Here is a 13,994-nt window from a genome sequence, read left to right on the forward strand (position 1 = left end):
CAACTTCGTTGTGCGTCTCGTGTCGGGAAGCTCCCGACACCAGATGGTCTGAATCAGGCCGCTTCTTCGGCCAGCTGCTGCTGACCGAGCTCGGTGCTGTCCAGCAGGGTCTCGATATCAAGCAGGATCAGCATGCGATCGTCCTGGGTGCCGATGCCCGAGATGAAGCGGGTATCGACCGAGGCGCCGAATTCGGGGGTGGGGCGGATCTGATCGTCGTTGAGCGGGATCACGTCCGAGACGCTGTCCACCACGATGCCGACGACGCGGTCTTCGACATTGAGCACGATCATTACGGTGAAGGCGTCGTAGCGCGCTTCTTTCAGGCGCAGCTTCAGGCGCAGGTCGATCACCGGCACGATGGTGCCGCGCAGGTTGATCACACCCTTGATGTAGTCCGGTGCGTCGGGCAGACGGGTGACCGAGTCGTAGCCGCGGATTTCCTGCACTTTCAGGATGTCCACGCCGTAGTGTTCTTCGCCAAGGGCGAAGCTGAGGAATTCACCACCGGTGCCGGTGGTCGTGCTTTTGTCGTTCATGGAAACTCCGGGCGTTGCGGCTGAGTGTCGGATTGCAGCTATAAAAAAGCATGCGGATGAGGATTGCCCTAGCAACATCGGCGCAGTGCAGGGCAACTTTAGCCGTGCGCCGAGGCTGGTGCGGGTGGGTTCAGAACACGCCGCTCTTGCGCGCATTGCGCTGGCGGTCGACCCGGAAGATGTAGCGCTGGATGGTCTCGTCGGCGCCGCGTGGCAGGTCGCTGAACTGCATGCCGACACGGAAGCCTTCGCTGCCGTTGGGCAGGGTCTGCTTGTACTGGCTGCATACCGTCAGCGGCAGGGTGATCGGCGCGGTGTCGGGCAGTTGCAGCGTGCAGTTGCGATAGGTGCGCTGCGGTTCGAGCAGGGGCATGCCGTCGGTGAGCGAGACCGCCAGGCCGCCACTGCTGATGTCGATCACGCGCAACTGCAGGTTGAGATTGCCGCCCTGTGCCTCGTCCTGGCGAATGATGCAGATGGGCGAGTCGGTGATCGGCGTTTCCAGCCGGTACGACTCGCGGCGCTGCATGTGGTACATCGCCTCGGGCAGGTCGGCGCGGAAGGCGACATGGATGTCGCGTTCCAGCCGGTTGGGCGTTTCCAGCCGGAAGCGGATGTTGACCCGTTCCAGTTGTGCGTAGCACAGCAGGTACTTGGCCTCCTGGATGGCGCGGTTGGAGGCCTCGTTGTGGCTGCCGTCCAGAATCACGCAGTCCTCGTCTTCGTCCACTTCGAGCACGGCGGTGGGCACGGCCATGTCGCGCCCGGCCACATGCATGGTCACGATGGCACGCTGGTCGAGCAACTGGCGCAGCAGGCCACGGATCTGCCGTTTGTTGCGCAGCAGATAGCGCTCGTCACCTTCGGCAAGGTGATCGTCGTGGTCCAGCTCTGAGGTATCGCCTTGGGACATGGGCACAGGCACAGTAGATGCGGGAAGACGCCGGAACGGTTGTCCTGGCGTCGCCTTGATATCGGCGACAAAGCGAAATCTTTAAGGGCTGCTGACAAAAAACCACTGCGTGACGTCTTGGTTGCTTTCGGCGCTATGTTCCTGGCGCTGATGGTGCGGATGGATCCAGTTGTGGAGCGGGCGGGATCTGCGGGTTTGCTGCGGGGCCCTCGCCCGCCCACCATCGCAGGACACGCTGCAAGTACGTCCTTGTAGGCTCCGGCGCGGCATCCATGCCGCTCAAGGTCCCGCGACGGTGAGCGGGCAAGGACCTATCGAGATGGTCGATGTGCACGGTAAGAGCGGTGCTGGAGGCGTCGTTCGCTCATAACGTATCGGCTCCATGTCTGATGGGCACCGCGCGCTCGACGCTGCGGGTTTGCTGCAGGGTCCTTGCCCGCCCACCATCGCAGGACACGCCGCAAGTACGTCCATGTAGGCTCCGTCGCGGCATCCATGCCGCTCAGGGTCCCGCGACGGTGAGTGGGCAAGGACCAGTCGAGAGGGTCGGTGTGCACGGTAAGAGCGGTGCTGGATGCGTCGTTCGCTCATAACGTATCGGCTCCATGTCTGATGGGCACCGCGCGCTCGACGCTGCGGGTTTGCTGCAGGGTCCTTGCCCGCCCACCATCGCAGGACACGCCGCAAGTACATCCATGTAGGCTCCGTCGCGGCATCCATGCCGCTCAGGGTCTCGCGACGGTGGGCGGACAAGGACCAGTCGAGAGGGTCGGTGTGCATGGTAAGAGCAGTCCTGGATGCCTCGTCCGAGCGTGAAGCATCGAGTTCACGTCAATGCAAGTCGCCCGACAAACTGCTTTTCAGATGAGTGCTGACCGACTCTCTGGTGCGGTGTCCTCACCGGTTGCGGGACCGTGTGGCGGCATGGATGCCGCCACCGAGCCCCCAGGGACGGGTTCACGGCGTGTCCCGCAAGCGGTGAGGGCACCGCGCCCTCGACGCTGCGAGTTGGCTGCAGGGCCCTTGCCCGCCCACCATCGCAGGACACGCCGCAAGTACGTCCATGTAGGCTCCGGCGCGGCATCCATGCCGCTCAGGGTCCCGCGACGGTGAGCGGGCAAGGACCAGTCGAGATGGTCGGTGTGCATGGGAAGAGCAGTGCTGGACGTGCTTTTTTTGATCATTGAAGCATCGGCTCCAGGTCTGATGCACACCGCATGACAGACAGCTTTTAGATGAGCGCCGGCCAACTGTCTTGTGCAGTGTCCTTGCCGGTTGCGGGACCGTGTGGCATCAGGTATAGGCGTGCCGTGCGTTGGCCAGCAAGGTGTTCAGTTGGTCCTGCTGTTCCAGGCGGAACACCGCCACTGCATCCACCAGCTGCGCGGCCTGGTCTTCCATCGCGCGGGCAGCTGCAGTGGCTTCTTCCACCAGCGCGGCGTTCTGCTGGGTGGTTTCGTCCATCTGGGTGATGGTCTGGTTGACCTGGGTGATGCCGGCGGCCTGCTCGCGCGAGGCGCTGGTGATCTCGCCCATGATGTCGGTGACGCGCTGCACCGAGCTGACCACCTGCTGCATGGTGCTGCCGGCCTCGGAGGCCAGCGCGGCGCCGTTGCCGATGCGGGCCACCGAGTCGTCGATCAGGTGCTTGATCTGCTTGGCTGCACCGGCCGAACGCTGCGCCAGCATCCGCACTTCCGAGGCGACCACGGCGAAGCCGCGCCCCTGTTCGCCGGCGCGCGCCGCTTCCACCGCCGCGTTCAAGGCCAGGATATTGGTCTGGAAGGCGATGCCGTCGATGACGGAGATGATCTCGGCGATCTTCTTGGACGAGGTGTCGATGTCGGCCATGGTGGTGACCACGCGGCCCACCACATCGCCGCCCTTGGCTGCCACGCCGGCGGCATCCAGCACCAGCCGATTGGCCTGGTCGGCGTTGTCGGCGTTCTGCCTGACGGTGGCGGTGAGCTCTTCCATCGAGGCGGCGGTTTCTTCCAGTGCCGCGGCCTGCTGTTCGGTGCGACGCGACAGGTCGCCATTGCCGGTGGCGATTTCGGTGGCGGCCGCGTTGATCGCCAGCGATGAGTCCTTGATCCGGCGCACGATGCCGGCCAGCTGGTCGGCAGTGGCATTGGCGTCGTCGCGGATGGTGGCGAACACGCCTTGCAGGTCGCCATCCATGCGCGCGGTCAGATCGCCCTGCGACAGCGCAGAGAGCAGCGCGGACACCCGCGACAATCCGTCTGCATTGTTGTCCAGCAGCACGTTGAGTTGCTGGGCGAGCAGCAGCAGGAAGCCCTGCTTGCCTTCCAGGCCGACACGCCCGCTCAGGTCGCCGGCAGCGGCGGCCTGCACGATGCGTGCGACTTCCTGTTCCACCTGGACTTCCTGGGTGCGGTCGGCCCACTCGACCACAAAGCCCATGCGCTCGCCGGCCGCGCCCAGCACCGGGTTGACCACCAGTCGCATGGTGCGGCCACCGACATGGATCTGTGCGGTGTGCGTGCCGGTGAGCTGATCGAGCATGCGTGCCTGATGCTCGGGCCTGCGATGGAACTGGTCGATGCTGGCATCGATCAGCGCATCGGCATCGAAGTTGGGCAGGTCGCGGCGCAGCTCGTCCTGCACGCTCTTGAGCATGCGCTGCAGCGGGCGGTTGACATAGATGATGCGGCGATCCGCATCGGCGATCATCACGTTGGTGCTGACATCGTCCAGCGCGGTGCGCACGCGCAACGCTTCGCTGGCGATCAGGTGGTCGCGCTGCAGGCGCGCGCGCAGGTCGTCGCGCATGGTGCGCGCGTTGCGCAGCAGGCGGCCGAGTTCGTCGTGGCGGTCGATCTCGATCGGGTTGTCCAGGCGGCCGGCAGCGACATCGCCGAGCACGCGTTCCACCGCCAGCAGCGGGCGGGTGACCATCTTGCGCGCGGCGATGAACACCACTGCGATGCACAGGCCCAGCACCACCAGCGAGAGCAGCAGCATGCTGCCCATCAGCTCGTCCAGCGGGCCGTCGATGGCGCTGCGCGGCTGGGTGCCGATCACCGCCCACTGCCACGGCGCATAGCGCTGGGCGGTGACTTCGAAGGCCTGGCTGTTGCCCCTGGCATCGCGCAACTGCAGGTTGGCGCTGGGCTGCCTGCCGTCCAGTACCGACTGCAACAGTGCCTGCTGCCCGGCCGGCACCAGGGCCGCCAAGGTGGCCGGCGTGCCCGGCGGGGCGGCGATGACCTGGCCCTGATGCTCGCCCGGCGCCATATCGACGATGACGAAATAGCCGTCCTGGCCCAGCCGGGTGGTACCGACCTGCGCCTTGAGCGCGGCCAGGCCCTGGGTGTAGTTGCGACCGACGAACAGCGCGCCGATCACGTCGCCGGCGGCATTGCGCAGCGGCTGGTAGTGGGTCATGTATTGTTCGCCGAACAGCTGCGCCTGGCCGGTGAAGGGCTTGCCTTCGGACAATGCGGCGTAGGCCTTGCCCTTGCGGTCGAGCAGGGTGCCGATCACGCGTTCGTTCTGCTTGTTGCGTAGCGAGGTGGTGATGCGCACGAAGTCCTCGCCGGTGCGCGCGAAGATGGTCGCAACGCCGCCGGTGGCCTGGGCAAAGCGATCCACCGCATCGAAATTGAGATTCTGTACCTGTGTGCCGGAGCGCAGCGTAGGCGTGTTCTGCTCGCCGATGGTCACGGTGCTGGCGGTATCCAGCTCGCGTGCGCCGCGCGGCAGCATGTCGTCGAACACGCTGCCCAGGCGCTGGGTGCCCTCGGTCAGGGTGACGTCGTACATCGCGACCGACTGCTGCATCAGCCGGGTACTGGAGTGCAGCTCGGCCTTGACCTGGGATGCGATGTCCGCGGCGGACTGGCGGTAGATGGTCAGGGCCAGCAGGCCGAGGGAAAGCGCGATCACCAATGTCAGCAGCGCGGACAGCCGGGTGCCGACAGACAGCCGGTGGAAGGAGTGCATAAGGAATCGACCTTGCCCGGGGGAGGGCGTTACGGATGCGTGAAATCGATAGCGGCCGTTTATGCGATTAATTGATGATTTGCGTCGAAAACAGCACAATTGTCCAGTTCGCTTGCCCTCTAGAGCGAACGTGGCGGAGTGGCACTTGTTATTTTTGGGTGAAGAATAGCGCCCCGCGCAGTGCCCGCCCGCTGCCGTCCGACGGGTCCCCAGGGACAAAAAAAGGGCCGCTTCCCTCGCTAGGAAGCGGCCCTCAAGATTCGTGGATCACGAATCAAACTGCGCTCGAATGCTGTTTCTGGAGACTGCGGGTGTGACGCGTTGCGGTGGGGCTTAGAACTCCTGCCAGTCGCTGGAACCGGCGGTGGCTGCCGCCGTCGCCGTGCCGGTGGTGCTGCGGCGCGGGGCTGCGTTACCGACCGCACGTGCGGCCGGGCGTGTGGCAAAGCGTGCGTTGACCGGCGCGGCAACCATCGACGAGGGCCGGGGGGCTGCCGGGCCCTGCTCGACGATCTTGAACACGGCAACCGCCTCGGTGAGCTGCTGGGCCTGCTCTTCCATGGCGCGGGCGGCGGCGGTGGCTTCTTCCACCAGCGCGGCGTTCTGCTGGGTGGCTTCGTCCATGTGGGTGACGGTCTGGTTGACCTGCTCGATGCCGGCCGACTGTTCCTGCGAGGCGGCGGAGATCTCGCCCATGATGTTGGTGACGCGCTGCACGCTGGCCACGATCTCGGCCATGGTCTTGCCGGCCTGGTCCACCAGTTGCGAGCCGTCGGCCACACGCTGCACCGAGTCGTCGATCAGGCTCTTGATCTCCTTGGCTGCTGCGGACGAGCGCTGTGCCAGGGTGCGCACCTCGGAGGCGACCACGGCAAAACCACGGCCCTGGTCGCCGGCACGGGCCGCTTCCACCGCCGCGTTCAATGCCAGGATGTTGGTCTGGAACGAGATGCCGTCGATGACGCTGATGATGTCGGCAATGCGCTTGGACGAGGCTTCGATGCCGCTCATGGTGTCGACCACCTTGCTGACCACCGCGCCGCCCTGCGAGGCCACGCTGGCGGCGCCGATGGCAAGCTGGTTGGCCTGGCGTGCGCTTTCGGCGTTCTGGCGTACGGTGGAGGTGAGCTCTTCCATCGAGGCGGCGGTTTCCTCCAGGTTGGCGGCCTGCTGCTCGGTGCGCTGGGACAGGTCCTGGTTGCCGGCGGCGATCTCGCTGGCGGCGGCGTTGATGGACGTGGCCGAGTGCTGGATGTGCCCGACGATGCCGGACAACTGGGTCGCGGTGGCGTTGGCGTCGTCGCGCATCTGTGCGAACACGCCCTTGAACTCGCCGTCCATGCGCGCGGTCAGGTCACCCGCCGCAATCGCCCGCAGGATGCCCGACAGCGACTGCAGGCTGCCATCGGCGGTGGCCATCAACTGGTTGAGGCTCTCGACCATGACGCGGAAATCGAACTGGAACTGCGCCGCATCGCCGCGTGCGCCGAAGTCGCCGTCGGCGGCGGACTGGGCCAGCTGCTTGATCTGCTGATTCATCGAGGACAGGTTGGTCTTCACCTGCGCCATGGTGTCGGTCAGCCTGGCCTTTTCGCCCGGCAGCGCGTCCATGTCTTCGCTGAGGTCGCCGATCGCGTAGCGGCCCATGATCTGTGCCAGACGCAGCGTGACCTGGACGTGGCTGTCGACCAGCGCGTTGGTATCGCCGGCCATGCGGCCGTAGTCGCCCGGGAACGCGTCGGCATCCATGCGGAAGCTGATCTGGCCGCTGTCGTGGCGCTTGGCCATGTCCAGCTGCGCGGTGATCAGGTTGCGCACCTGCGACTGCATCTTGTCCATCGCCTGCAGCAGGCGGCCGGTCTCGTCGCTGGCCTCGCTGTGCACGGCGTTATCGAGCTTGCCGTCGGCGATCGCCTCGGCAGCACGGGTGGCGCGGTTCAACGGGCCGGTGAGGCTGCGGGTGATCGTCCAGGCCAGCAGGGCGCTCAGCAGCACCACCGCAAGGCCGCCGCCGATCAGCATGCTGCGGCCACGCGCCATCGAGGCATTGGCCTGGTCGTAGGCCAGCTGGCTGCTCTTGCGCTGCGCGTCCGAGTAGGTGCGGATCGCATCCTGCCAGCGCTGGGTGGCCGGCGCTGCGCGTTCGAGCAGGATCGGCATGGCCTGGTCGACCTTGCCGGCGGTGCCCAGTTCGCGCACCTGCTGGTTATGCGCCAGTGCCTGCTCGCGGGTCGAATCCAGCGCGTTGCGCAGTTCCTGGTCGTGCGCGTCGGCGGGAAATGCGTAGAGCTTGTCGCGCAGCTCCTTGTAGCGGATGCGCTGGGCGTCGATCACTTCGCCGAACTGGCGATTCTGCTCGGCAGTGGTCGGCAGCACGATGTTGCGCAGATTCAACGAGATGGTGGCATTGGCGTCCAGCATGTCGGTGGCGTACTGGATCATCGCCATGTTGCGGTTGACGATGGTGTCCAGGCGTTCGCGCGCCTGGCTGAGCGTGTACAGACCGGCGGCCACCAGCGCGCAGGAGAGAAGGATCAAGACGCCGAAGGCCAGGGAAAGGCGCTTGCCGACGTTGAAGCGGTGCAGGAAGGAGTTCATGGAGTGACCTGAGCGAATGTGCCGTTGGATGGAGTGGCATGCAGCGCAGTGCTGGAGCAGTGCGTTGCACGTCATCCCTTGTGTGATGCGTCGGTCAGATAACGGCGTTAGCGCTGCTGCATTGAGGCAGGCTGGACCGGCTGGTAAAGCCGGGTCTCAGGCACGTGACTGCCATGTGTATGCGGGGTAGGGAATCGGTGGGGGTGTGTCGGGAATATCCCTAGAAAACCCCGCTTGAAAGCGGTTTTGGGGGTGTGCCGGCGCAGGCCGGCCCGGACGATGTGAAGTGCGATTTCACGCTGCCCACGGTGCATAGCGGCGTGCGGACAGCTGCCTGGTCGTGCACAACGCAAAACGGCACCGCGTGTGCGGTGCCGTGATAAAGATGCTGCTGATGCGGATTACATGGCCGCGTGCCTGGGCGTGGCGTGTTCCTCGCGCACAGACACGCGCGTTGCAGAACCGGCATGCACTCCCTGCGAACGTGCCGGCAGCGGTCAGTGCCGCTTAGAACTCCTGCCAGTCGCCCACGTCAGTTGCCGTCGCGGATGCACCTGCGGCGCTGCGCCGCAAGGGCGCGGCAGTGCTGGTGCGGGCGATCGGACGCGGTGTGCTGCGGGCATTGGCAGGCGCATTGGCAATGGCCGACAACTGGCGCGCCACCGGTGCGTGGTCGGCAACCTTGAACACGGCGACCGCTTCGGTGAGCTGCTGGGCCTGTTCCTCCATCGCACGTGCGGCGGCGGTGGCTTCTTCCACCAGCGCGGCGTTCTGCTGGGTGGTTTCGTCCATCTGGGTGACGGTCTGGTTGACCTGCTCGATGCCGGAGTACTGCTCCTGCGACGCGGAGGAAATCTCGCCCATGATGTTGGTGACGCGCTGCACGCTGGCGACGATCTCGGCCATGGTGGTGCCGGCCTGATCGACCAGGGTGGCGCCCTGGGTGACCTTGTCGACCGAGTCGTCGATCAGGTGCTTGATCTCCTTCGCCGCACTGGCCGAACGCTGCGCCAGGGTGCGTACCTCGGAGGCGACCACCGCGAAGCCACGGCCTTGCTCGCCGGCGCGCGCCGCTTCCACCGCTGCGTTCAGTGCCAGGATATTGGTCTGGAAGGCGATGCCGTCGATGACGCTGATGATCTCGGCGATCTTCTTCGACGAGCCCTGGATGTCGGACATCGTAGTGACCACCTTGGCCACCACGTCGCCGCCTTGCGACGCCACGGCCGCCGCACCGATGGCGAGCTGGTTGGCCTGGCTGGCGTGCTCGGCATTCTGTTTGACAGTGGAGGTGAGCTCTTCCATCGAGGCAGCGGTTTCCTCCAGATTGGCGGCCTGCTGCTCGGTGCGCTGGGACAGGTCCTGGTTGCCGGAGGCGATTTCGCCCGATGCCAGGCCGATGGCGTCGGCAGCGCTCTGGATGCGGCCCACGATGCCGGCCAGCTGTGTGGCGGTGGCGTTGGCGTCGTCGCGCATCTGCGCAAACACACCCTGGTACTGGCCGCTCATGCGGGCGGTGAGGTCGCCGGCGGCGATCGATTGCAGCACGCCGGAGAGCGACTGCAGATTCCCGTCGGCGGTCGCCATCAGGTGGTTGAGGCTTTCCACCATCACGCGGAAATCGTACTGGAAGCGCTCGGCATCGCCGCGGGCGCTGAAGTCGCCGTTGGCCGCCGACACCGCCAGGTGCTTGATCTCGGTATTCATTGCGCTCAGGTTGACCTTGACCTGCGCCATGGTGTCGCTGAGCACGGCCTTTTCGCCGGGCAGCTTTTCCATGTCCTCGGACAGGTCGCCGACTGCGTAGCGGCCCATGATCTGTGCCAGGCGCATCTTCACCGCGATGTGCGAGCCGACCAGGGCATTGGTGTCCTTGGCCATGCGGCCGAAGTCGCCGGAGAAGGCACCGGCATCCATGCGGAAGCTGATCTGGCCCTCGTCGTGGCGCTTGGCCATGTCCAGCTGGGCGGTAATGAGGTTGCGTACCTGGCCCTGCATGCGATCCATGGCCTGCAACAGGCGGCCGGTTTCGTCGTTGGACTGCGTGCGCACATCGTTGTCGAGATTGCCGTTGGCGATGGCTTCGGCGGCGCGGGTGGCCTGGGTCAGCGGGCGCACCAGGCTGCGGGTGATCAGGAAGCCGAGCAGGGCGCTGAACACCACCACCGCCAGGCCGCCGCCGATCAACATCGCACGGCCACGTGCCATTTCCTCCGTGGTGGCGACATAGGCTTCGCGGGTGCGCTGGCGCTGCAGATCCGAATATTCCGTCAACGCATCCTGCCATTGCTGCGTGTTCGGCGCGGCTTTTTCCAACAGCAGCGTGAGTGCTTCATCGGTCTTGCCGGTCAGCCCCAGTTGCACGACATCTTCCCTGGTCTTGCGGGCCTGCTCGCTGGCAAGATCGATTTTTTCGCGGATCTGGGTGGCCTGGGGCGAGGCCGAAAACGCATACAGCTTGCGGCGCGTGTCTTCGTAGTTCTTCAGCTGGTCCTTGATGATGGCGTAGAAGCGCAGATTGTCTTCTTGCGAGGTCGGCAACACGATATTGCGCAGCTGCACGGCGATGACCGAGGTGGCGTTGGTCATGTCCTGTGCGTACTGCATGATCGTGATATTGCGGTTGACCACCGTGTCCATGCGGTCGCGGGCCTGCGCCAGCGTGTAGAGGCCGGCGGCAACCAGTGCGCACGACAACAGGATCAGCGTGCCGAAGGCGAAGCTCAGGCGCTTGCCGACGTTGTACCGTTGAAGAAGAGCGATCATTTGGGGTCTCAAGGCAGTGGGGCAAGAAAGCACAAACGCGTCGGCGCGGACGCGTGGGTGGTACGCAGGTACCGCAAGGCAGGCATCCAGCCGATCCATCGCGCGGGCAACAGCGGGAGACCCCGGCGATGACAAGGCTGGTAAGCGTGCCGTGGAAGGTAACGGCCAGTGGTTGGGCGACTGAACTGGTCAGCCGTGCTGCGTATGGGCGGCCGTCACCGAAGTGACGCGCATGTGCAGGCACGGGCCGGAAACGTCGATGTGCGCGTCACCAACGCATCTGCATCGACCTGCGGATTCACATCTGGCTCACTCGTTCGAGCGTGATGCGACGGTGCGGTTGCAAGGACAGACGGGCGGACGGCACCGGCCGTTTGAGCGATGCAGCTGCCTGGTGATCATGCCGCCGTATGCGCAGGCGGGCTATTGGCTGCGGCAGGCATCTAACCTGCGCTAGGCAGTTGAGCGAGTCCGCAACGGTGAGGCGGCGCCACTGCCTCGGTTGCGAACCGGTTGCAGTGCGCGATCGCAGGCGCAGGCGGGGTGGCTCAGCCAGTCTCGGTCAAGACACCGCGGCCGGCGACCACGTAGCAGACACCGCGGCCAGTGACCGCGCAGCACGAGTGCACGGTGTGACTGGCCCCGTGCGCGCGGCGTCGCCCACCGCGCGCGTACACAACTCCGCACACAGGGGCGTCAGGCGGCACGCACGCGTCGGGCCGGCATCACGGCGGCGTGCAGCTGGAACACCGACACCGCATCGCGCAACTGCTGCGCCTGCTGTTCCATCGAACGTGCGGCGGCGCTGGCTTCTTCCACCAGCGCGGCGTTCTGCTGGGTGGCCTGGTCCATCTGCGCGACGGTCTGGCCAACCTGTTCGATGCCCTGCGACTGCTGCTGCGAGGCGTCGCTGATCTCGTGCATGATCTCGGTGACGCTGTGCACCGAGTCGACGATGTCCTGCATGGTGCGACCGGCCTGGCTGACCAGCACATTGCCTTGCTCGACCCGGCTCACCGAATCGTCGATCAGCTGCTTTATCTGCTTGGCCGCGCCGGCCGAGCGCTGCGCCAGCGTGCGCACCTCCGAGGCGACCACCGCAAAGCCGCGTCCCTGTTCGCCGGCGCGGGCCGCTTCCACTGCCGCGTTCAAGGCCAGGATATTGGTCTGGAACGCGATGCCGTCGATGACCGAGATGATGTCGGCGATCTTCCGGGACGCGGCCTGGATGCCGGCCATGGTGCCGACCACGTCGCCCACCACCGTGCCACCTTGCGAGGCCACCGCGGCTGCGCCGACCACCAGCTCGCTGGCGCGCCGCGCGTGCGCGGCGTTGCTGCGCACGGTGGAGGTGAGCTCTTCCATCGCGGCGGCGGTTTCCTCCAGGTTGGCGGCCTGCTGCTCGGTACGCTGGGACAGGTCCTGGTTGCCGGCGGCGATCTCGCTGGCCGCAGCGTTGATGGCGTCGGTGGAGCGCTGGATGCGTCCGACGATATCGGCCAGCTGCGCCACGGTGGCATTGGCATCGTCACGCATCTGCGCGAACACGCCGTGGAAGTCGCCCTGCATGCGGGTGGTGAGGTCGCCTGCCGCGATGGCCTGCAGCACGTCGGACAACGCCCCCAGATTGCCGTCTGCGGTGGCCATCAGCTGGTTGAGGCTGTCGACCATGGCCAGGAAGTCGTGCTGGAAGCGCTGCGTATCGCCACGCACGCTGAAATCGCCGTTGGCGGCGGCCTGCGCCAGCAGCTTGATCTCGTTGTTCATTGCCGACAGGTTGGCCTTGACTGCATCCATGGTGTCGCTGAACACGGCTTTCTCGCCGGGCAGGCGGTCCATGTCCTGGCTCAGGTCGCCGATTGCATAGCGCGACATGATCTGGGCGAGTTTCATCTTCACTGCGATATGCGAGCCAATCAGGGCGTTGGTGTCGTGCACCATGCTGGCGTAGGCGCCCGGAAAGGCATCGGCGTCCATGCGGTAACTGATCTGGCCGGCATCGTGGCGTTGCGCCATCTCGCTCTGCGCGGCCAGCACGCGCTGCAGCTGCTCCTGCATCCGGCGCATGTTGTCGAGCAGCTGGCCAGTTTCATCGCGGCTGGGCGCGGCGATAGGCTCGCCAAGCTGGCCTTGGGCGATATTGGCCGCCACCGCAGCGGCGCGGCGCACATTGCGGGTCAGCCTGGACAGGGTGGACCAGCCCAGCGCCGCGATCAGCACCGCCAGCAGCGACAGTCCGGCGATGGCCTGCCACATCGCGTTGCGGGCATCGGCCAGGTGACGTTCGGACTGGCGCTGCAAGGCCTGCAGCGAGACGCTGCTGAGCGCTTGCATGGCCTGGCCGAGCGCGTCCAGCGCAGCGTTCCACTGGAGATCGGCGCTGGCGTCGTTGCCGTCCAGCGCGGTGCCGAGTGCGGCCAGCGCCGCGTTCGCACGCGCGGTTTCGGCCTTGGCGGCATCGGCCAGCGCGGGGTCGGGCTGTTCCAGCAGGCCGATCGCCTTGTCCAGCTCGTGGCGGAAACGCCGGTGGCTGCGCGCCAGCTGGTTGAGCTGTTCTCCCAGCATGGCGCGGCTGCCGGTCGCCTGCGACGGGTCGCTGGCCGCATCCAGCCGGGTCAGCGACTCGGTGGCATCGGGGCTGTAGATCAGCGTGGCCACCACCAGGTGGTAGCTCTCGATATACGGGGTGTAGACCAGCTGGCTGTCGTCGCGCAGGGCATCGAGTGCGGCAAACGCCTGTTCGCTGACGGCGGCGTAGCCGTTTGCAGCGGCAGCGGCGACGTGGCGTTGCTGCAGGCCCAGCAGGGCCTTCTGGCTGCGTTCGAAGCCCGGCATGGTTGCCGTGGTTGCCAGCAGGCGCTGCAGATCGCGCTCGGCGCGCTCGGCCGCGGCGCGGGCGGTGCCGCCGCTGTCCACGTGGGCCGCGTGCAGATCGGTGATCAGCCCCAGCATCTGTTCGAGCGGCGCGTAGCTGCGCAACTCGTTGCTGCTGATGGCCACACTTTCATTGAGCTTGCCGCTGTACAGCAGCACCGGAATGACCAAGCCGGCCAGCGCCAGCATCCCGATCACACCAAGCTTCCTGGCGATCGCCAGATCATCCCAGCGGCTGCTCCAGCGATGCGCAGAACGTGGGGCGGTCGGTGGCGACGGCACGGGCGAGGTGATCATGGATGCGTCTCATAGGCGTACGCAGCCTATCGGCCGATCAC

The 13,994-nt window shown here is 66.0% G+C and carries 6 protein-coding genes; all 6 read right to left on the bottom strand.

Annotated features, from left to right (window positions below; translation table 11 throughout):
• Positions 1-53: 53 nt before the first annotated feature.
• The 6 genes from EO170_RS04340 to EO170_RS04380 all read right to left on the bottom strand — a co-directional run bounded on the left by EO170_RS04340 (position 54) and on the right by EO170_RS04380 (position 13,953).
• On the bottom strand, positions 54-539 hold the full coding sequence (locus EO170_RS04340; protein ID WP_016904902.1) for a chemotaxis protein CheW: 486 nt from the start codon (positions 537-539) through the stop codon (positions 54-56).
• 130 nt (positions 540-669) lie between these two features.
• Positions 670-1,452, bottom strand: coding sequence for a flagellar brake protein (locus EO170_RS04345; RefSeq protein ID WP_164740897.1), 783 nt, complete (start codon positions 1,450-1,452; stop codon positions 670-672).
• Positions 1,453-2,745: 1,293 nt separating this feature from the next.
• Positions 2,746-5,418, bottom strand: a complete 2,673-nt coding sequence (locus tag EO170_RS04365; protein WP_126942720.1) for a Cache 3/Cache 2 fusion domain-containing protein — start codon at positions 5,416-5,418, stop codon at positions 2,746-2,748.
• 333 nt (positions 5,419-5,751) lie between these two features.
• Positions 5,752-8,016: a methyl-accepting chemotaxis protein gene (locus EO170_RS04370; protein WP_126942723.1), complete on the bottom strand. Its 2,265-nt coding sequence runs from the start codon at positions 8,014-8,016 to the stop codon at positions 5,752-5,754.
• 507 nt (positions 8,017-8,523) lie between these two features.
• Positions 8,524-10,782 (bottom strand): methyl-accepting chemotaxis protein, encoded by a 2,259-nt coding sequence (locus EO170_RS04375; RefSeq protein WP_126942726.1) that lies wholly within the window; start codon positions 10,780-10,782, stop codon positions 8,524-8,526.
• A gap of 696 nt (positions 10,783-11,478) precedes the next feature.
• Positions 11,479-13,953, bottom strand: a complete 2,475-nt coding sequence (locus EO170_RS04380) for a methyl-accepting chemotaxis protein (RefSeq protein WP_126942729.1) — start codon at positions 13,951-13,953, stop codon at positions 11,479-11,481.
• Between the last annotated feature and the right edge of the window lie 41 nt (positions 13,954-13,994).

Origin of the sequence: Xanthomonas sp. BRIP62409, assembly GCF_003992965.1 — a bacterium.
Taxonomy (GTDB): Bacteria; Pseudomonadota; Gammaproteobacteria; order Xanthomonadales; family Xanthomonadaceae; genus Xanthomonas; species Xanthomonas euroxanthea.